Raw genomic sequence first — 19,750 nt, 5'->3', positions numbered from 1 at the left:
AACAATATCGACTAATCGTTCGATCCTGAACGATCGGATCAGTGAGCGGTGGACCGGACCGCGTCCTGGATCAGCTCGGCCACGGCCTTGGGCTGGGACAGCATGACCAGGTGGGAGGAGTCGACCTCGACGGTGGTCATGCCGGCGCGCTCATAGCCGTAACGCTCCACATCGGGGTTGATCGTGCGGTCGGAGGAGGCGATCAGGCCCCACGAGGGCTTGGTCTTCCACGCCGCGACAGGCGCCGCCTCCGCGAAGGCACGTGCGGCCAGGGGGCGCTGGGAGACGGCGAGCACCGTGGCGAGGTCCGGGTCCACGTCCGCCGCGAACAGGGCGGGGAACCGGTCGACCGCCACCGAGACGTCGGTGCCGTTCTCGGTGGAGCCGGCCACCGGGAACGGGGTGTAGACAAGTGCGTCGGCGAGGCCGGAGTCGGGGAAGCGTCCCTGCAGCTCGCCCAGGCTCTCTCCTTCCTCCAGCGCGTATCCCGCGAGGTACACCAGTGCGCGAACGTTGTCTTCCGTCCCGGCGACGGTGATGACGGCGCCGCCGTAGGAGTGCCCGACCAGGATCACAGGGCCTTCGACGGCGCGGATCACCGAGGCGATGTACGCGGCGTCGTCGACGAGGCTGCGGTTGGGCACCGCCGGGGCCACCACTTCCAGTCCGGCGGCGGTCAGTTCGGGGATGACGCGGGCGTAGCTGGAGGCGTCGGCGAAGGCGCCGTGGACCAGGACGACAGTGGGGCGGGCGTGTCGGGGCATGGGAGAACTCCTAGGGGTGTGTCTGGGTATGGGGTGGGCGATGCGGGAGGCGGACGGATGGTGTCTCACAAGCCGAAGCGGGCACGCCTCGCCTCGGGCACCAGGCCGGTGTATTCGGGATGCTTGCCGATCCAGCCTCGGATGAAGGGGCAGTAGGGCAGGACGCGCAGCCCGCGGGCCCGGGCGTCGTCGAGGGCCCCGCGGGCGAGGAGTCCGCCCAGGCCCCGGCCCGAGAACCGGCTGTCGATCTCGGTGTGGATGAAGGCGATCTCGCCCTCCGAGAGGTGGTACTCGGCGAAGCCCGCGGTCTCGGTGCCGTCGTCGCCGGCGAGGATCTCGTACCGGGACGTCTCGGGCCGGTCCGTCACCTGCGGTTCCATGGGTGCTCCTGTGCGGTCGTGGTGTGACGGGGTTGCGTGGCTGCGATCAGAGCGTGCGGCGCACGCCTGCCTGGCGTTCCAGGTTGCGGAGCTGGACGGCCAAATCGCCTTCCACGGCGAGGTGAGCGGGGCCGCTGCGGCCGATGGGCAGGACCTGCTCGCTGCGCATGTCCTCGAGCATCAGGGCGAACGCCGTGTACATCGCGACGAGCGCCACCACGAGGCCGAGCGCACCGGACGTGCGCGTCAGCCATTCGGCGCCGGTGATGCCCGCGAAGCCGGTGGCCGCCCAGCGAGGCAGGGAGACCGCCAGCACGAACCACAACGCGCGCTTGGGCCGGGTCACCGCGGTCATCAGCGCCCCGAAGCAGAGGAGCGCCAGGTTGAACACGCCGAGGACCTGAAGGCCGTCGGCCGCGCCGGTGAGCATGACGAGCGAGTAGGGCAGCCAGCTGCCGGCGAACACCGCCATCAGCGTCGCCGCGATCACGTCACGGGCGCCGAAGGCCAGAACGCTCACCAGGAGCTGGAGGACGAAGGCCGGCAGCACGGTGAAGGCGACGGCCGCACGGGCCGCCTCGTCGAAGAGCCCGAGCTGGAGACAGCCCGTCATCACGGAGGCGATGGCTATCGTGAAGAAGCCGAGCGGCATGGGTGAGGCGATGGGGCGCAGGTTGATCCGTGTCATCGCCCGGAGGTCCGGTTCGAAACGGCGCCCCGGGGAAACGTCCGGCGGGGTCGCCGGGGTGTCGCCGCCGTCAGCGGCGGGAGAGGCTGCGGGCATCGGGTGGATCTCTCTTTCAGTGCTCGAAGCAGGGGTCGACGAAGGACGGCGTCGCCTCGGGAACGGAGCCGCGCGCGACGCGCCACCGGCGGTGCTGCTCGGACTCGGCGACGGCATCGGCCACGGCCGATGCCTGGCGGGCGCCGTTCTGGTAACCGCCGAAGTGGGCCACGGGGCTCCACTCCGGGGTCACCGGCGGGACGGCCTCGTCGACACCCTCGTACTCGGCGGTGGCGTAGACGATGCGGCCGCCGACGACGGTGAGGACGGACTCGATGTCAGGGATGACGTCGTCGGGGACGGTGAGGAAGTCGTCGGACAGGATCGCGAGGTCGCCGTAGAAGCCCTCCCGCAGGACTCCCTTGACGTCCTGCTCGCCCGTGAGTCGGGCACCGCCGCGGGTGTAGAGGCCGAGCGCGGTCTCTCTGCCGATCACGTTGCCCGCCGGATGGAGCACGGTGCCGCCGACGGTACGCCCGGTCACCAACCAGTGGAGTGCGACCCACGGGTTGTACGAGGAGACGCGGGTGGCGTCGGTGCCGGCGGCCACGGTCAGGCCTCGGTCGAGCATGGCCCGGACCGGCGGGGTGTGGGCGGCGGCCTCGGCGCCGTAGCGGTCGCGGAAGGCGGTGCCTTGGAAAGACATGCGGTTCTGGACGGACAGGGCACCGCCGAGGGCCGCGATCCGGTCCAGACTGCCGCCCGACACGGTCTCGGCGTGGTCGAAGAGCCAGCGGTTTTCGCCGGGGAAGAGCCCTTCCGCGGCGAGCTTCTCGAAGACGGCCAGGTCGCGGCGGATCGTCTCGTCGTAGGTCGCGTGGAGACGGAAGCCCCAGCCGTTCTCGAGGAGCAGCCGGACGGCGCTCTCGAATTCGGTCTCGTACCCAGCGGCGAGCTCGGGCCGGGGCTCGGAGAAGTTCTCGAAGTCCGCGGCGGCCCAGGTCAGGTTCTCTCCCGCGCCGTTGAGCCGGAGCCACTCGTCCCCGTCCCCGGGCCTGACCATCTCGGTCCAGCGCTTCAGGTCGGCGAGTTCCTGACCGGCAGTCTGCGGGAAGAGGTGGTAGGCGATCCGCAGGGACAGCTCCCCCGACCTGGCGAGGTCGACGACCGTGGCGTAGTTGTCGGGGAAGTTCTGGAACCCGCCGGCGGCGTCGACCGCCGATGTCAGGCCGAAGCGGTTCAGCTCGCGCAGGAAGTGGCGTGTCGACGTCCGCTTGTCGGCCTCGTCGAGGGTCGGCGCCTTGGCCAGGGTCGAGTACAGGATGAGGGCGCTGGGCGCCGCGAGGAGGACCCCGTTGGGCTCGCCGTCCCGGCCCCTTACGATCTGGCCGCCGCGTGGGTCGGGTGTCTCCCTGGTGAATCCGGCGGCCCGCACCGCGGCCCGGTTCATGAGGGCGGACTGATACAGGTGCAGGACGAACACCGGGGTGTCGGGCGCGGCGGCGTTCAGCTCGGCGACGGTCGGCATCCTGCGTTCGGCGAACTGTTCGGCGGTCCAGCCGCCCACGATCCGGATCCACTGCCCCTTCGGGGTGCGGCCGGCCTGCTCGCGCAGCATCCCGAGCGCGTGACGGAGGCTGCGCACGCCGTCCCAGCGCAGCTCCAGGACGTAGTTCAGGCCGCCCCGGATGACGTGGAGGTGCGAGTCGTTGAGGCCGGGGATCACCCGGCGGCCCAGCGCGTCGACGACCCTGGTGCCCGGCCCCACGAGATGGGCGAGGTCGTGGTCGTCGCCGAGGGCCGCGATCCGGCCGTCGCGGATCGCGACGGCGCGGGCCTCGGGACGGCCGGGGTCGCCGGTGAACACCTTGGCGTTGCGGACGAGGAGGTCGGCCTGCGCGTGTTCCGGGCGCGGGGCGGGCACCAGGCCCGCCACCGGCATGCTGGTCGACGGCCCGGTCATGCGAGTGCCTTGCGGAGGGTGTCCGTGGCGAGACCGATGGCGAGTTCCGCGCCCTGTGTCTCGCGCAGCGCGTTCAGCATGACGAAGTCGTGGATGACGCCTTCGACGCGCAGGGCGGTGACGGGGACTCCGGCGGCACGGAGCTTCGCCGCGTACGCCTCGCCCTCGTCGCGCAGGACGTCGGCCTCGGCGGTGATGACGAGGGCGGGCGGCAGGCCGGTGAGCTGCTCGGTGGTGGCGCGCAGCGGTGAGGCGGTGATCTGCGCGCGCTCGGCCTCCTCGGTCGTGTACTGGTCCCAGAACCACTTCATGGCGTCACGGCGCAGGAAGTAGCCCTCCCCGAACCGGTGATACGAGTCGGTGTCGAAGTTCGCGTCCGTGACCGGGTAGAAGAGGACCTGCTGGACCAGGGTCACGTCACCGCGCTGCTTGGCCATGAGGGTGAGGGCGGCGCTCATGTTGCCGCCGACCGAGTCGCCCGCGACGGCGATCCGCGTGCCGTCGAGGTTCTTGTGGTGCCCCTCGCGGGCGACCCACCGGGCGACGCTGTAGTTCTGCTCGATCGCGACGGGATAGCGTGCCTCGGGCGACAGGTCGTACTCGGGGAACACCACGGCCGCCCGGGTCCCGACGGCGAGTTCGCGGACGAGCCGGTCGTGGGTGTGAGCGTTGCCGAACACCCAGCCCGCGCCGTGGATGTAGAGGATGACGGGCAGGGAGCCCGTAGCGCCGCGGGGGCGGACGATCCGGGCGCGGACGTCGCCGGTCGGGCCGCCGTGGACGGTGATCCACTCCTCGTCGACGTCGGGCAGGGGAACCCCCTCGCCGCTCTGGACACCGTCCACGGCCTTGCGGCCTTCGGCGACGGGGATCTGGTAGAGGTACGGAGGCTGGGCGGTGGCGTCGGCGAAGGCCTGGGCGGCGGGTTCGAGGATCGGCCGGTCGGTCATGAGGGGTTCTCCTTGTGGGGATGTACGGGCTGGGGCAGGACTGCGGGTCAGCGGGTCGCCCGCGCGGCGTCGAGGATGACCTCGGCGACCGCGGCCGGACGGGAGACGGCCACGGCGTGCGACGCGTCCACTTCGGTGATGTGTGAGCCGGCGCGCCGGGCCATCCACCGCTCGGCCGCCGCCGGGATGTTCTTGTCGGCCGTGGCGATCAGCGCCCAGGAAGGAATCGTCTTCCAGGCCGCCTCCCCGGCCCTCTCCTCCAGCGCGGCGGCGGTGACCGGGCGCTGGGTCGCGGCCATGACGGCGGCGTCGGCGGCGGGCACGTCGGCGGCGAACTGCTCGTGGAACTTGGTCTGTTCGATGACCAGTTCGGTGCCTGTGCCACCGCCGGGCAGCGGGTACGACCGCGGGTTCACGGCGTCGCCGAGGGTGGATCCGGGGAACCTGGCGGCGAGCTGGGCCGCGCTCTCGCCCTTGTCCGGGGCGAACGCGGCGATGTAGACGAGGGCCTTCACCCGGCTGTCGCCCGCGGCGGCACCGCTGATGACGGCGCCACCGTAGGAGTGCCCGACCAGGACGACGGGTCCGTCGACGGCGGCCAGCACGCCGCGCAGGTACGTGGTGTCCGCGGCGAGACCGCGGAGCGGGTTGGCGGGGGCCAGGACGGGGTAGCCGGCACGCTGCAGCCGCCTGATCGTGCCGCTCCAGCCGGAGGCGTCGGCGAACGCTCCGTGGACCAGGACGATCGTGGGCCTGGGACCGTGCCGGACTGTGCCGGCGTCGGCCGGGCCGCTCACGGGTGTGGCTGGTGTGGCGGGTGCGGTACCCATCAGAACGGCCAGCGTGGCCGGCAGGGCGAGGGCGAGGGTACGCCTCTTGAGATGCATGGGGTTTCCTCTTCGGGTCGTGAGGCATTCGAGTGCGCTCGGGCGGGCGGGGGTACGCCGGTCGGGCGGGGGAGCGCGCCGAACGGGTACGGCGGTCGGGCGGGGCCCCGCCTCGGACGGGGCCTCACCTCGGACGGGGCCTCACCTCAGAGGCCGTACGCCTCCAGGAGCCGGAGCCAGACCTCGCTCACCGTCGGGAAGGCCGGCACGGCGTGCCACAGGCGCTCCAGAGGGACTTCGCCCACGATGGCGACGGTGGCCGTGTGGATGAGCTCGGTCGCCATCGGGCCGGTCAGTGTGCAGCCGACGACGACTCCTCGGGTCTCGTCGACGACGAGCTTGGCGAGGCCGCGGTAGTCGTCCGCGTGGAGCGCCGCGCCGGCGACGTCGTCGATGCGGTACTCCACCGCGCGTACCGCGAGTCCCGCTTCGCGTGCCGCGCGTTCCGTGAGACCGACGCTCGCGACCTCGGGACGGGTGAAGACGGCCTGGGGGACGGCGACACGTTCGGCCTCCGCGCTCCACGGCTGCAGGCCGCCGGTACGGGCCGGGCGCCCCGCTGCTCGCTCGGCGATCGCCGCCGCGCAGGCGCGCGCTTGGTACTTGGCCATGTGGGTCAGCGGCGCACGATGATTCACGTCGCCGACGGCGTAGAGCCAGTCGCCCCCGACCGCGGTGACCCGACAGGTGTCGTCGACCGGAAGCCAGTCACCTGCCGGCAGTCCGACGGTCTCCAGGCCGAGGTCCCCGGTGCGCGGGCGTCGGCCGACGGCGGCGAGGACCTCGTCGCAGACGAGGGCGGTGCCGTCGTCCGTGTCCACGATCACCGTGCGGGTGTCGGCGTCACGAGCGACCCGGACGGCCGACACACCGAAGCGGATCGTGACGCCCAGATCGCCCAGCCCCCGGGTGACCTCTTCACCGGCGCACGGCTCCCAGCCGGTCAGCAGGGCCTGGTCGCGGACCAGCAGAGTGACGGAGGAGCCGAGTGAGCGCCACGCGGTGGCCATCTCACAGGCCACCACTCCCCCGCCGATGACGACGAGCCGCTCGGGGACCGCGTCGGCGGTGGTGGCCTGCCGACTGGTCCACACACCGATCCCGTCGAGCCCTTCGACCGGCGGAAGGACGGGCTCCGTGCCGGTGGAGACCACGACCGCGCGCCGGGCCCGCAGGGTACGGACCGTGCCGTCGGCCCTGGACACCTCCACCCGGCGCTCACCGGCGAGGCGTCCGTGCCCCCGGACGAGCGCGATGCCCGCACCGTCGAGCCAGTCGGCCTGGCCGGTGTCGTCACCGCGCCCGGTGAAACGGTCACGCCGGGCCAGCACGCGCGCCGGGTCGAGTGCCGCCGCGACGGCCTGCCGGGCCCCGTCGACCGACCGGGCCGCCGCTCGGGCGGCGCCGGGACGCAGCAGGGCCTTGCTCGGCACGCACGCCCGGTAGGAACACTCGCCGCCGACCGTCTCGGCCTCGACGACGACGGCGGTCAGCCCCGACCGCACGACCCGGTCGGCGGCGACCTCACCGCCCGGCCCGCCGCCGACCACGACGACGTCGTACGTGTCCTCCATCAGCCGCGTACCAGAGGGGTGTCCACGAGGTGCTCGGCCAGGAACCACACCTGCGCCTCGCCGGTGCGTATGACGTCGGAGACGAGCAGGTCGGTGCTGCCCTCGTCACCCTCCGCCGAGATACGGGCGGCGGCGTCCCGCGCGTCGATCAGGATCCGCTCGTGCGCGTCGAGGAGCCGCGACAGCATGACGGGAACCGGCTCCACACCGTCCGGCGGCCGGGGAATCGCGGTCAGCTCCGCGACGTGGCGGGGGTCTCCGACAGCGACGCCGCCGAGGCTCTGGATCCGCTCGGCCAGCGCGTCCACGATGGCCAGTTGGGCCTCCGCATGCTTGTCCAGCATGAGGTGGAGCGAGTAGAAGGTCGCCCCGCGCATCAGCCAGTGGTGCTTCTTGTAGAGGGAGTACAGGATCTGCGTGTCGGCGAGTACGCGGTTCAGCCGCTGGCACGCGTACATGCGGGTGTCGTGGCCGAGGCCGATCGGCAGCTGCTTGAGCGAGCCGAACGCCTGGGTCTCGGCGCCCTTCTGGTGCAGCAGCGGCTGGCCGCCGCCACCGTGCGGGGTCGTGAGGGTGTCCATCGAGTGCTCCTGTTCGGGAATGAGGGTGGGGAGGGGCCGGCCGCCCGGTCGGGGGTACGCGGGCGGCCGGACCCGGTCTGCGCGGCTCACGCTCAGCGCTCGGTGATCGCCGGGGCGGCGGGCCGGTGCAGGACGAGCCGGGTGAGCAGCCCGCTGCCGAGACCGGCCACGAGCGCGACGGCCGCCCACCACAGCGGGTACGACGTGAGGCCGAGAGCCGCGTCGAGGGACCAGGCGCCTGGTCCGGTGGCGGTGAGGGCGGCGGCGGTGCCGATGAGGACGAGCGGGTACTCGTAACCGTCGTTCTGCACCCAGAGGCCGTTGTGCCATTTCACGGTGAGGGCGACGGTCATGACCCCGATGGCCCCGGTGGCGGCGAGCGGGGTCAGGAGGCCGGCGGCGAGCAGCAGACCTGATCCGATCTGACCGCCGCCCGCTGCGACCGCGGTGAGGAGGCCGCCCCGGAATCCGTCGGCGCGGAACTCCTCCGCGCCCCCTTCGAGACCTCTGCCGCCCAGGTGCCGGCTGACCTTCTGCACCCCGTGGCCGGCGACGAGCAGGCCCACCAGCAGGCGCAGGACGAGAATGCCGCTGTCCACGGAGGTCAGCCTGCCGCGTGCGCGCCGATGACGCTCTGCGCGTACACGACGCCCAGGCCGTAGGCGCCCGCGTGGGCCTTGACGATCTCCATGACCGCCGGGTACGTCTCCTGGCGCGCCCAGTCGCGCTGGAGCTCCAGAAGCACCTGCACCCAGGTCACCGGCACGGCGCCGGCGGCGATCATCCGCTGGATCGCGTGCTCGTGGGCGGCCGGGCTGACGCCGCCCGAGGCGTCGGTGACGACGTACACCTCGTATCCCTGCTCCAGCGCGGAGAGGGCGGGCAGTACCAGGCAGACCTCGGTCCACAGACCCGACAGGACGATCTTCCTGCGGCCGGTCGCCTTGACGGCGGCCACGAGCGCCTCGTCCTCCCAGGCGTTCATGCTGGTGCGGTCGATGACCTCCTGCCCGGGGAACACATCGGCGAGCTGCGGCAGCAGGGGCCCGGAGAACGACTCCGCGGCGACCGTGGTCAGGACGGCCGGCACGTCGAACGCCCGCGCCGCCTTGGCGAGACCCACGGTGCTGTTGATGATCGCGGCCCGGTCTCCGCTGCCGGTGCCGAAGAACATCTGCGGCTGGTGGTCCACGAAGAGCATGACCGCGTTGTCGGGCGTCAGCAGGTCCGCACTGGGAGCAGCCTGCACCTTGGTGATGTCGAACATGAGGGTCCTCTCGAAGCGATCGAAACGCGCCCACCGCCTCCGCGGCTCGGCACTTGTTCAAGCTACGAGCGACCCGACGGGCCTCATTGACCTCCTGCGCCCAGCAGTTGGCATGACAGCGCACAACCGGTCGAGGGACGAGAGCCGCGCTGTGTCACGGGCGGGTCATCCTGGCCCGGTCGACTTGGCCTCCGCCGCTGCAGCGGCGGAGGCCCCGGTGACTTCCTGGTGCCATCGCGCGAAGGCGGTCTGATCCGCCGGGCGGTCCCACGGAACTTTCGTACAAGACAGGACCGCTGGAGTCGGCGACGGTAGAGGCATGCGCAGACACGAAGCGGGGGTTACCCCCATGGATCGCGATGCCGAGTACGGCTGGGAGGTCGCCCATCCTCTCGGCGGTGCATCCCTCGACGGCGTCCGGATGGCCGGATTCCGTGACCGCATGGCCGCCGGGCTGGACCTGCGGGTGCTCCCCCAGCCCGCCGTGGTCGTCGTCATCGAACTCGGGGGCGCCGCGGTCACGGTGGAGAGTGCCACGGGACAGCAGCCCATGAGGAGCCTCGTTGCCTCGTTGTCGCCCGGCCCCGCCCGCATCCGTGGCGAGCGCGTCGAGTGCGTCGAAGTGTGCCTGTCACCCCGGGCCGCCTATGCGCTGCTGGGCGTCTCCCCGCTCGAACTGGACGGTTCCGTCACCGCTCTCGGGGACCTGTGGGGACGGCACGAGCGACGCCTCCGCGAGCAGTTGACCGACGCCACGACGTGGCGGGAACGCCTCGCGCTGACGGACGAGTTCCTCACGAGACGGGCGGCGGGAGCGCCGTCGATGTCGCCCGAGGTCGCCGCCGCCTGGGACACCATCGTGGCCCGTCGAGGCCGGATACGGGTCGGTGACCTCGCCTCGTCCTGCGGATGGAGCCGCAAGCGGCTGTGGTCCAGATTCAGTGCCCAGATCGGCCTCACCCCCAAGCGTGCCGCCATGCTGGTCCGCTTCGACCACGCCGCCCGGGCACTCCGCGCGGGCGAGAGCGCCGGCGACGTCGCCCTGGCGTGCGGATACGCCGACCAGCCCCATCTCCATCGCGACGTGCTGGCCCTCGCCGGGTGCACGCCGGGCGCCCTGGCCGGCTGGACCACGTCCGCCGACTGACCCGTGCCACACCCGGGCGACCGGCCCCACACACACCCGAGTGGCCACGCCGGTTCATGCACGTACCACCACACGAAGAAGGGAAACCACCTGTGGCGAACACCGATGTCCGAGCAGCAGGCATGGCCGACCGCGATCTGATCGTCCGGCTCGCGTTCGGGAGTATGGCCGCGCAGACCCTGCGCGCCGCGGTCCGGTTGAGGGTGATGGAGCTGGTGGGCGACACGCCACGCCGGGCCGCCGACGTGGCCACCGACGCCGGAGCCCGGCACCAGCCCATGACACGGCTGCTGCGCGCCCTGACCGGGCTCGGCCTGCTGCGGGAACACGCCCCCGATTCCTTCTCGGTGACCCCCGCGGGCGCACTCCTCGCCCCCGGGCGCCCCGACTCGCTCACGTCGTTCGTGGGAATGTTCACCGAGCCGGTGATCGTACGCGCCTGGGAGCACCTGGACGACAGTGTCCGCACCGGCGACATCGCGTTCGACGCCGTCTTCGGCACGGACTTCTTCAGCCACCTCGCCGAGCACCCCGCGTTGTCCGCCCAGTTCAACGCGTCGATGAGCCAAGCCGTGTCGGAGACCGCCGCCGCGCTGCCGTACGCGTTCGACTTCGGCCGGTTCACCACCGTCACGGACGTCGGTGGCGGCGACGGCACCCTTCTGGCCGGAGTGCTCGCCGCTCATCCGGGCCTCACCGGAGTCCTCTTCGACACGGCGGAGGGCCTGGCCGCGGCGCCCAAGACCATGGCGCGGCACGGGCTGGACGGCCGCTGCTCTCTGATCGCCGGGGACTTCTTCCGCTCCGTTCCCGAGGGCTCGGACCTCTATCTGATGAAGAGCGTCCTGCACGACTGGACGGACGACCAGGCGGTCACGATCCTGAGCCACTGCCGCGAGGTCCTGCCGCCCGGCGGCCTCGTCCTGATCGTGGAGCCCGTGCTCCCCGACATCGTCGACACCAGCGCGGAGTCCGACGTCACCGACGGCGGAATCACCTACTTGAGCGACCTCAACATGCTGGTGAACGTGGGCGGCAGAGAACGTACCCGCGAGGACTTCGAGGGAGTGTGCCACCGCGCGGGCCTGTCCCTCACATCGGTCACGCCGCTCACCGACGCCGCACCGTTCTCCCTCATCGAGGCCGTGGCCGGCTGACGGCACGCGGCGTGACCCAGGTGCGCTGCGCAGGCATTCCCTCAGCCAGGGTGCCGGGCGCGCGGGGTCGGCCGCCACCGGGGGGCGGTCCGGCCGCGACGCCGTCAGACGATTCGCGTTCTACCCGGATCATGAGCCGCGGGCGTCCGGCGCTCATCAGACGCGCAGGGCCGTCGCGTAGGGCCAGCCGTGTGGGAGAGCGGTCTCGGGTTCGCCGGTCGGGCCGGACGCGGTCTCGACCCAGGCGTGGTGGACGCGTGGCGGCGGGAGGAAGCGCACGCCGAGGCACCAGGAGAGGCGGTAGCCCTGGGCGACGGCCGCCAGGCTCGCGGCGAGCGAGGTCTCTAGGCAGGCCGCGCGCCCCGGCCACCAGTCGCCGGCTGAGCGCGCCGCCTGGACGATGCGGGCGGCCCGGGGCGGCGCCGGTTCCCTCAGGGGCAGACGGTGCAGCAGGCGCACGAGGGCGGTGGTGCGGTGCAGCGGGAGTCTCAGCAGGAGGACGGCGGCGAGGAAAGCGAAGGATCCGCAGAGCAGTTGGGGCAAGGAGGGCCGCGGGCCGGCGGCGGGAGCGACGGGGAGGCTCATCGTCCGGTCCCCCTCGTGAACAGTCCGGTGAACGGCCGCCGGTGGCGCGGCGGCACTTCGGGGTGCCGGATCAGGAGTCCCGCGGCACGCAGGTCGTGGAACAGGGCCAGGAAGGCGCGGTCCGAGCGCGCCGCGTCATCGCCCGGTACGGCCGCCGCCTCGGTCGCGGCGGCCTCGGGGTCGGCGCCGGCGAGGATCGACTTGAGGAGCGCGGCTCCTGGCCGGGACAGGTGGTACCAGCGTCCGGAGCGCTCGTCGAGCAGAGCGGCGCCCGCGGTGTCGTCATGGACGACGTGCACGGTGCGGGGCAGGACCCAGGGCACGGGATCGGTTCTCCTTCCACCAGGTCGAGCGGCTCTGGGTTTCCAGTTGCCGCAGCCACACCTCGATCGCGACGAGGTTGTGCACCGAGCCGAGCGGCAGCGGCAGCCCCGGCGCCGCGCGGCGCAGTACGGCGGCCACGGGGGTGGGGTCGACGAGCCCGAGGCGGGCGAGGCGGGAACCGGTGCCCAGCAACTCGGTGAGTGCGTCGGCGTGTTCGGCCAGGCCCGCGTAGACGGGCCCGCCGAAGGTTCCCTTGGTACGGCGGTCCAGGACGGGGTCGGCGACGACGCCGCGCATGGCGCGGGTCAGCAGCGGCTTGTACGCGCCGGGCACGTGCCGCTCCTCCGGCGGTACGCCGAAACAGACGGCGACCACCTCGTCGTCCAGGTACGGGGCCCAGAGGGGCATGCCGAGGCTCGCGGCGAGGTGCGCATATTGGGCGACGTCGTCGCCGACCCTGGCCAGACCGTGCGCGTCGCGCCAGGGTGCGAGGCGGTTGGGCTGTTCGCGGGACCGGCAGGTGTCGGTCACGTGGTCTGCCAGGAGGTCACGGGCCGGGCGGGGCATCCAGTCGGCGGCCGCATGGACCGGCAGCCAGGCGGCATCGGTGCCCCCGGTCCCACGGTGGGCCGTATCGGCCGAGGCCACGGGCCCGCGCAGCCGGTCCGCGAGGTGCCCGGCCTCCACGGTCAGCGTGAGCGCGGCCTTGGAGCGGGCGACACGCCACAGGCCCCACGCGGAGGTGTGGGTGACCCGGGCCGCCGCCCTGGCCGCAGCGGCGGCCTGGCGGCGCCGTCCGGCGCGCAGGGCGTCGGTCAGGACACCGGACGCCGTGAGGACGGTGTCGCCGCCGGTGCCCACGAAGTGGCCGCGCGAACCGTAGGCGGCCATCGCTCCCAGGGCCTTCGCCTTCATCGCCCACAGCACGACGCTGGGGCTCGGGGCGTCGGAGACGGGGACGGCGAGGTGCTCCGGGCCGAGTCCGGTGTAGTGGAGCGTGGAGCGGTCGCCGGTCACCACGTGATGGACCGCGCCCGGCATCTCGTCGGCGGCGGCCGTCGCGTACGGGAGATCGTCGTTGCGCAGCCATTCGTCGGTGTACGTGACGGCATGGGTCCGGCCCGCCCGCGCGGAGAGGTGGGCCAGGGTCGTGGAGTCCAGCCCTCCGGACAGGTCGGCGGAGCGCAGCGGGGTCGACCGTACGCGGCGGTCGACCGCCTCGGTCAGCCGGGTGCGCAGGAGCCGGGCCCCTTCGGGCAGGGTGAGGTGCTCCGCGTGCGTCCGGGTGGCGGTGCCGGTACGGACGAGGCGGGCCGAGCCGCGTTCGCAGAGCAGGGCCATGCCGGGTGGTACGCGGGCGACCTGCGGGAACAGGCCGGCGTGCGGGTCGAGCACCACGTCGGGCAGTGCGGCGCGGGCCGCGAGCGCGCGGAGTTCCGGGATCGGCGGGCCGGAGAGCGCGGCCAGCGGTGTCGCGGCGTTCGACCACCAGACTCCGCCGTCGAGATCCGTCCGGTAGAACACCGGCCAGACCCCGGCGCGGTCGCCGAGGACCACCGTACGGTCGCGGGTCTCTACCACCAGCAGACACGAACCCGGCCGTTCCGGCATCCGGTCCAGCTGCCCGGCCCGTACAGCGCGGAGGGTGGCGGCGAGCTCGTCAGGCGTGGGCGGGCAATCGCCGGCGGCCGCGATCCGGGACGGTCCGGGGCCGTCGCCATCGACCGTGCGCACCAGGAGGGGTCCGACGGTCCACGCCGTGGCGAAGCCGGGGATCCCCTCCCCGGCGACGGGCGCCGGGACCGGCGTCGCGCTCGTGTCCGGTCCTGCCCGGAACCCGGCCGCCCAGCGCATCAGTCGTCGATCGGTGTCCAGTGCTGCGTGTCGTCGGGGTGGCCGTGCGACCAGTTCCCCAGGGTGACGTCACGCACCGATCCGGCGTCGACGAGGAGCAGTTCGGGGTCGCGCCCGTCCGCCGCGCCGGCGGGGGCGTTCTCGTGTGCGGGGTCGCGGTGCTGGTGTGCAGAGTTCATTGCTCTCGCTCCCGATGGATCGTCAAGAACAGTGACAGGCCGGCCGCAATAACCTTCTGTGATGCCTTCCGCGAGGCTTTCCGAAGGTGTCAGCATGACCATTCCGAACCGGCGAGTCCATCCCGACGCGGTGGGGAATCGGCCCCTCCTCCCCGTGCCGCGTCAAGTTGGCCGGATCGTGCTCCCGTTCCCGTACGGGCGCGGCGGATCGTCCACCGCACCCGTACCCGACTCCCGGGAGGCCGAGTGGCGCCGAGGCCGCTCCGCCGGGTCAGGAGACCCGCGCGTCAGGAGAGGAGGTCGTACCGGATGTCCGGGTTGGCGCTGTACCACGAGACCACGTCCCGTGCGTGGAACGGCTGCTTCCAGGAGCCCGTGCCCTTGTACACGTACGCGTTTCCGCCGCCGCCCTTGACGGAGGCGTACAGGTCGGGGCGGCCGTCGCGGTTCGCGTCGCCGATGCCGAGGAGACGGTCGTACACTCCCCATCCCGCCCCGATCCTCACGCGGGGCGCGAAGGTGCCGTCGCCCTTGCCGAGGTACAGCCAGAGCACGCCGGCCGTGTCGCGGGCGACGAGGTCCCCGGCCGGGTCTCCGGCGAGGTTGCCGGTGGCCGTGAGCTGGTTGTACACACCCCAGCCGGTGCCGATCCTCTTCCGGGCGCCGAAGGGGGCGGTGGTCGAGCCCGTGCCCTTGTACAGGTACAGGCCGCCTGTCCTGTCGGTGGCGACCAGGTCGGCCCGTCCGTCCCCGGTCAGGTCGCTGCCGCCGGTGAGCCGGGGGTACGCGCCCCAGCCGGTGCCGACGCGGACACGGGTGGCCAACGGGGCCTTGGCATTTCCGGTGCCCTGGTAGAGCCAGAGGACGCCGGCCTTGTCCCGGGCCACCACGTCGCTCACGGCGGAGCCGGCGATGTTCCCGACCGCCTCGATCCGGTCGTAGGCGCCCCAGCCGGTGCCCACGAGGAGCCCCGGGTTCTGCTCGATGTAGCCCTCGTACGGGTTGGGGAACGTGTCGTCGATCCACAGACGGCCCGTGGTGTCCCGGACCAGGACGTCGGGCGAGCCGTCGGCGTCGTAGTCGTGCGCGCCGGGCTTCCTGGTCACCGTGAAGGCGCCGGAGGCCTTCAGCTCCGGTCCGATGCCGTTCAGCGGCTTGGCCGTGATCTCCCAGGTGTACGGCCCGCTGGACGCCCCGGTCCACATGTCGCGGGTGTTGTTCCAGGCGAGCTGGCCGTTCCAGGTGTACGAGGCCCGGTGCGGGTCGTAGTCGCCGTTGAGCGGGTGGACCCCGTCCGTCAGGGTCTCGCCCGTCCGGGTGTTGCGGATCCTGACGGTCATCTCGACCTCGGACCGGCTGAGCTGCCAGACCATGGCGAGACGGCCGCCGGTCTTGTCGAGGTCGACGACCGCCGGGATGTCGTGGCCGAGCAGGGTGACCTTGGTGGACAGGCCGGAGGAGGCGACCTGCGTGGCGGCCGGTTCGCCGTTCGCCCCGAGGGCGATGCGGTACAGGCCCTCGCCGCTCTGGACGGTGCCGCCCTGGACGAGCAGGGATCCGTCAGGAGCGACGGCCGAGGAGTCCGCGTCGTCCATGAGCTTGCGGGTCGTGCCGTTGGCGAGGGAGCGCGCGGTCACGGCGTACGCCGAGGACGGGTTCCGCTCCTGGTAGCCGCCGGTCTGCCCGTACGTCAGCCAGCCGCCGACCAGACCGAGCGAGTCGACCGCACCCGGCAGGGTGATCCGCTGGGTGGCGGTGCCGGGCTTTCGCCCGGCTACCACCGCGGTCCGGAAGCCGCCGCCGGCAGGTTCCAGCCAGGCGACGTGCGTGCCCGAGAGCGCGATCGGGGCCGCGGGGTCACCCGTCATGGCGCCCGTCTCGGTGACCTCGGCGGTGGCGAGGTCCACGGTGGCCCAGCGCGGGCCCGTGGGGGTGGTGTACGTGAGCAGGGCGGTGCCCGGTGTGGCAGCCCTGACCTTCGGGTCCGTCGCGGTGACCGGCAGGCCGGTCACGGTGCGGTCGCCGACCCGGCCGTCGTCGCCCCGGGCGAGCAGGTGCACGTCCTGTCCGCCCTGGCCGTTGGCCGCCTTGACGAACAGAGTCCGGCCGACGGCGCCGACGAAGGCGGCGTCCCTGGCGCGGACGGAGAGGACGTCCTGGCCCGTCGCCATGTCCCGGAGCGTGATGAAGCCGTCCATCCCCACCCGAACGATCACGTCGGAGGCCCGCGAGGCGGTGATCCAGGAGTCGTCGAACGACCACGGCTCCGCCGTTGTGCCGTCGTAGCGCGTCCAGACGGCGTGCGTGCGATGGTCGGTGCGGGCCCAGGTCAGGAATCCGGTCGTGCCGGCGCTGACGATGACCGCGCCTTCCTTCGGGTAGGGCACCACCGCCGAGGCGGCGGCGACCGTGGAAGGGACGGCGGCCGTCGCGGGGACGGCGGTCGCCAGGCCGCCCCCGGTGACGGCGAGGGCGACGGCGACAGCCGCGCCGAGCCGGACGCGGGGGGTGCGTATCAGGGTCAAAAGGGTGTTCCTCTTCAGAGTGCGGGCATGGCGAATTCTCGCCGTACCCGCAGGACTTCCGGGTGCACCGAAAGGTTGTACGGCCGATCGGTGGACCGCGTTGAACTTCGCCCCCTCGCTCGCCCCCTCACCCACGCACAGACACCTTTCTCGGCCTCGCGGCTTACGGAAGGCGTGGGTGCCCGCTCACCCGGGCGGAGGGTTGCCCGGTAGGGCCGAATTCTCCGAGTACGGGACCTCACCGCTGCCGAGCAGGACGCGGGCACGGATCCGCATCGGCTCGTCGCCGCGCCGGGAGAGCAGAACCAGCTCGTCGACCCGGGCCGTCATGGTGCCGAGCAGTGCCTCCGCCTTGCGGGCGAGCGGGTGCGGGTCCGGCGCACGGCCCACGGACAGGTGCGGGGTGAAGCCGTGCGAGTGCGCTCCGCAGAGCGGGAAGCGGAGCTCCAGGGACTCCCGCAGCCGCGCCCACGGCTCGCGGTCGGCGGCGGCCGGGTCGAGCCAGACGGTGGCGTCCTCGCGGTGTCCGAACCAGTGGACGCCCGCCAGGCGGGCGGTGAACGGCGGCGTCTCCGCCAGCGCCGCGGCGACCAGCGGCAGGGCCCGGGCGAACTCGGCCTCGGGGACGAAACCGAAGAGCACGTTGACGTGCGGCGGCCAGCGACGGATCTGCCGGTCGTGTTCGCGGCGGATGTGCTGGATCGGCGGCCACAATTCCGCCGGCGGCAGCCAGGCGACGGCGGTGCGGTTCGTCGACGGGACGGCGAGGACGTCGCCGGGGGCCGGGTCCGGCACGGGACCGACCTGCCCGACGAGGGTCTCGTCGAGCCGGTCGACGCCGGAGGCGCGGTCCCAGACGACCTGACCGTCCGCCTCGAAGAACACCACCCGGTGCCAGGGGATCTCCCCGCCCGGCACGAAGTCTCCGAGCAGGACCCGCTTCGGCGGGGCCCCGCGCTCGGCGATCCCCATCACGAACCGCTCGGGGTCGAAGCGCGGGTCCCAGAGCACCCGGTGGTAGATCTCGTCGCTGGTGTGCACGTCAGCACCTGCCCCTCGACTATCCAGGGTGACGCGCGCCCGGTCGGCCCTGCAAATCAGCGCCCGGCCCGCCCACCTCGCTGCCGGTTACGGCAGGAGAGCGAAGGACAGCGGCGGTTTCCGCCCCGGACTCGGTGGGCGCCGGCTGCCGGTCCACAGGACCTGATGGTGCACGGTATCCCGCTTTCGGAAGGTGATCCGGATGGCCATCCGCAGAGGCGCCGACGCACGGCCCGTCCCGCCCTTCGCTCCTGTTCAGGAGATCGACCGCGGACCGCGCATGGGCACCGGCTACGGGGAGAAACGTGCCGAGCGCCACCCGCTGTTCACCGCGGTCCTGCCCGACAGCGACGGCGTCCTGCGCGCCGGGTGGAGAACCGAGCCGACGCCGAGTGACCGCGACTGGGCCTTCCTGAAGACTCTGCGCCGTGGGCAGATCTGCACGGGGACGGTCACGGAGATCGCCGACTTCGGTGTGACGTTCGTGGACCTCGGCGGCTTCACCCCGATGATCAATATTCCGGAACTGTCCTGGCGGCACGTCGATCACCCCTCCGACGTCGTCACCGTCGGAGAGACGGTCTCGGCCGAGATCCTCGACGTCGACCTGGTGAGCGAGCGCGTGACCCTGTCCCTGAAGGCCTTGCAAGAGGACCCGATGCCTCAGTTCCTCCAGCAGGTCGGCCAGACCGTGACGGGACTCGTCACCAGACTCGTACCGTTCGGCGCCTTCGTCCGTATCGAGAACAGAGAGGGCGGCCTGACCGTCCGGATCGTAGGGGTCGACCCCCCACGGCGACGGATCACTCTCTCCCATCTGCAGGCACGTGCATCCGGAGAGAGCTGACCGACTCGCCCATCGCCCGCCTCGCCCGCCTCGCCCGCGGAGGGTGTCCGGTGCGGGGTCGTGATCAATGCGCCTGGCGCAGCAGGAACTCCTCGGCGGCCCGGGCGCCGCCGTCGCTACGACTCTGGGTGGAGTGGCCGGCCCCCGCGAGAACGACGAGTTCGGCCCGCGGGGTCACGGAGGCGAGGTCGCGGGCCCACCGCACCGGCGTCGACAGGTCCCGGTCGCCGGCGAGGATCAGCACCGGCATCGTCAGAGTGCGGCGGGGCGCGGCGTGGTTGGGGCGCGACGCGGGCCAGGGCAGACAGGTCCGCGGGATGCCCTGCGCACCCGCCGTCTCCCGCTCGAAGGGCCACACCGCCGCCGGCCGGATCCGTTGGACGGCCCGCTTCAGGGCTCGTTCCCGTCCCTCGACGGGGGCGGAGGCGTCGCCCCACGGCCATCGGGAGTCGGCACAGAGCGTCGCGGCGTGCAGTCCGGAGCTGAACTCCGAAGGCGGTTCGTCGGACGGCGCGGAGAACCCGGCGACGAGACCGTCGAGGCGGGCCCGGTCGCCGGAGGCGGAGGCGTGGATGGCGCCGAGGATGCCGAACCGGGGGTTGTCGAGCTTCGGGTCGATGATGCTCGCGATGACGAGCAGGTTGAACACGCCGACCCCGTTGCCATCGCGCCGGACGACCGTCGCCAGGTCGCGGGCCGGGTCGAAACCGCACCCCTGCTCACGGCAGGCGGTGCGGAGCACCCGCGCGGAGTGGCCGAGGGCGTCCTCGTACAACACGCCCGCGCCGTCGAGCGGTACGACGGAGTCGAGGACGAGTTTGCGAACCCGGTGCGGATGGGTCAGGGCGTACTGGCCGGCGGTGAACGTGCCGTACGAGACCCCGTCGAGCGTCCAGGAGCCCACGCCGAGGGCGCGCCGCAGGTCTTCGAGATCGGCCACCGTGTCAGTGGTGGTGTAGAAGTTCCGCTTCACGCCCAGGCCTGCGGCGCGCCCTCGGCGT

At 72.5% G+C, this 19,750-nt stretch carries 19 protein-coding genes and 1 pseudogene; 3 read left to right on the top strand and 17 right to left on the bottom strand.

Going from position 1 to position 19,750, the window contains the following annotated elements:
- Window positions 1–38: 38 nt before the first annotated feature.
- From AOK00_RS16180 to AOK00_RS16135, 10 genes are all read right to left on the bottom strand, one after another.
- Entirely contained in the window at window positions 39–764 is a 726-nt protein-coding gene (locus AOK00_RS16180) for an alpha/beta fold hydrolase (protein WP_055601018.1), read from the bottom strand.
- Window positions 765–829: 65 nt separating this feature from the next.
- Complete coding sequence (locus AOK00_RS16175; protein WP_055601017.1) at window positions 830–1,144, bottom strand: GNAT family N-acetyltransferase; 315 nt, start codon at window positions 1,142–1,144, stop codon at window positions 830–832.
- Between the two features lie 46 nt (window positions 1,145–1,190).
- Window positions 1,191–1,928, bottom strand: coding sequence for a GPR1/FUN34/YaaH family transporter (locus AOK00_RS16170; RefSeq protein ID WP_055601016.1), 738 nt, complete (start codon window positions 1,926–1,928; stop codon window positions 1,191–1,193).
- A 16-nt stretch (window positions 1,929–1,944) separates the two neighbouring features.
- A complete protein-coding gene (locus AOK00_RS16165; RefSeq protein WP_055601015.1) occupies window positions 1,945–3,831 on the bottom strand; it encodes an amidohydrolase in 1,887 nt (628 codons plus the stop codon).
- The gene (locus tag AOK00_RS16160) at window positions 3,828–4,781 is read right to left on the bottom strand and encodes an alpha/beta hydrolase (RefSeq protein WP_055601014.1); all 954 of its coding nucleotides are present in this window, start codon (window positions 4,779–4,781) and stop codon (window positions 3,828–3,830) included. The genes AOK00_RS16165 and AOK00_RS16160 overlap by 4 nt, the downstream gene beginning before the upstream one ends.
- Before the next feature lie 47 nt (window positions 4,782–4,828).
- Window positions 4,829–5,668, bottom strand: a complete 840-nt coding sequence (locus tag AOK00_RS16155; RefSeq protein ID WP_055601013.1) for an alpha/beta fold hydrolase — start codon at window positions 5,666–5,668, stop codon at window positions 4,829–4,831.
- A 146-nt stretch (window positions 5,669–5,814) separates the two neighbouring features.
- Complete coding sequence (locus AOK00_RS16150) at window positions 5,815–7,242, bottom strand: dihydrolipoyl dehydrogenase family protein (protein ID WP_055601012.1); 1,428 nt, start codon at window positions 7,240–7,242, stop codon at window positions 5,815–5,817.
- A complete protein-coding gene (locus tag AOK00_RS16145) occupies window positions 7,242–7,823 on the bottom strand; it encodes a Dps family protein (protein ID WP_055601011.1) in 582 nt (193 codons plus the stop codon). The genes AOK00_RS16150 and AOK00_RS16145 overlap by 1 nt, the downstream gene beginning before the upstream one ends.
- A gap of 92 nt (window positions 7,824–7,915) precedes the next feature.
- Complete coding sequence (locus AOK00_RS16140; RefSeq protein ID WP_055601010.1) at window positions 7,916–8,422, bottom strand: DoxX family protein; 507 nt, start codon at window positions 8,420–8,422, stop codon at window positions 7,916–7,918.
- Window positions 8,423–8,427: 5 nt separating this feature from the next.
- A complete protein-coding gene (locus tag AOK00_RS16135; protein ID WP_055601009.1) occupies window positions 8,428–9,090 on the bottom strand; it encodes a hydrolase in 663 nt (220 codons plus the stop codon).
- 349 nt (window positions 9,091–9,439) lie between these two features.
- On the opposite strand from AOK00_RS16135, the gene AOK00_RS16130 reads away from it, so the two are divergent.
- Together AOK00_RS16130 and AOK00_RS16125 are read left to right on the top strand one after the other, a co-directional pair.
- Complete coding sequence (locus tag AOK00_RS16130) at window positions 9,440–10,237, top strand: helix-turn-helix transcriptional regulator (protein WP_107097402.1); 798 nt, start codon at window positions 9,440–9,442, stop codon at window positions 10,235–10,237.
- Between the two features lie 92 nt (window positions 10,238–10,329).
- Window positions 10,330–11,394, top strand: a complete 1,065-nt coding sequence (locus AOK00_RS16125; protein ID WP_055601007.1) for a methyltransferase — start codon at window positions 10,330–10,332, stop codon at window positions 11,392–11,394.
- A gap of 156 nt (window positions 11,395–11,550) precedes the next feature.
- On the opposite strand, the gene AOK00_RS16120 is transcribed toward AOK00_RS16125, so the two are convergent.
- The 6 genes and pseudogenes from AOK00_RS16120 to AOK00_RS16095 form a co-directional block, all read right to left on the bottom strand.
- Window positions 11,551–11,979 (bottom strand): lasso peptide biosynthesis B2 protein, encoded by a 429-nt coding sequence (locus AOK00_RS16120; protein WP_055601006.1) that lies wholly within the window; start codon window positions 11,977–11,979, stop codon window positions 11,551–11,553.
- Window positions 11,976–12,302 (bottom strand): hypothetical protein, encoded by a 327-nt coding sequence (locus AOK00_RS16115; RefSeq protein ID WP_055601005.1) that lies wholly within the window; start codon window positions 12,300–12,302, stop codon window positions 11,976–11,978. The genes AOK00_RS16120 and AOK00_RS16115 overlap by 4 nt, the downstream gene beginning before the upstream one ends.
- Window positions 12,262–14,037: an asparagine synthase-related protein gene (locus tag AOK00_RS16110; RefSeq protein ID WP_216822249.1), complete on the bottom strand. Its 1,776-nt coding sequence runs from the start codon at window positions 14,035–14,037 to the stop codon at window positions 12,262–12,264. The genes AOK00_RS16115 and AOK00_RS16110 overlap by 41 nt, the downstream gene beginning before the upstream one ends.
- 119 nt (window positions 14,038–14,156) lie before the next feature.
- Window positions 14,157–14,336 (bottom strand): lasso RiPP family leader peptide-containing protein, encoded by a 180-nt coding sequence (locus tag AOK00_RS39090; protein ID WP_055601003.1) that lies wholly within the window; start codon window positions 14,334–14,336, stop codon window positions 14,157–14,159.
- 287 nt (window positions 14,337–14,623) lie between these two features.
- Window positions 14,624–16,861, bottom strand: coding sequence for an FG-GAP repeat domain-containing protein (locus AOK00_RS16100; protein ID WP_055601002.1), 2,238 nt, complete (start codon window positions 16,859–16,861; stop codon window positions 14,624–14,626).
- Between the two features lie 222 nt (window positions 16,862–17,083).
- Window positions 17,084–17,902, bottom strand: a pseudogene (locus AOK00_RS16095) (RNA repair domain-containing protein); the annotation flags it as partial.
- 202 nt (window positions 17,903–18,104) lie between these two features.
- Between AOK00_RS16095 and AOK00_RS16090 the strand changes: the two are divergent.
- The gene (locus AOK00_RS16090; RefSeq protein ID WP_055601001.1) at window positions 18,105–18,749 is read left to right on the top strand and encodes a S1 RNA-binding domain-containing protein; all 645 of its coding nucleotides are present in this window, start codon (window positions 18,105–18,107) and stop codon (window positions 18,747–18,749) included.
- A gap of 64 nt (window positions 18,750–18,813) precedes the next feature.
- Here AOK00_RS16090 and AOK00_RS16085 read toward each other — a convergent pair.
- Window positions 18,814–19,750, bottom strand: a 937-nt coding sequence (locus AOK00_RS16085; RefSeq protein WP_216822248.1) for an alpha/beta fold hydrolase, incomplete at its 5' end; no start/stop codon positions are given.

This window comes from Streptomyces aureus, assembly GCF_001418135.1.
GTDB lineage: Bacteria > Actinomycetota > Actinomycetes > Streptomycetales > Streptomycetaceae > Streptomyces > Streptomyces aureus_A.
This window is presented reverse-complemented; position numbering and strand designations above follow the sequence as displayed.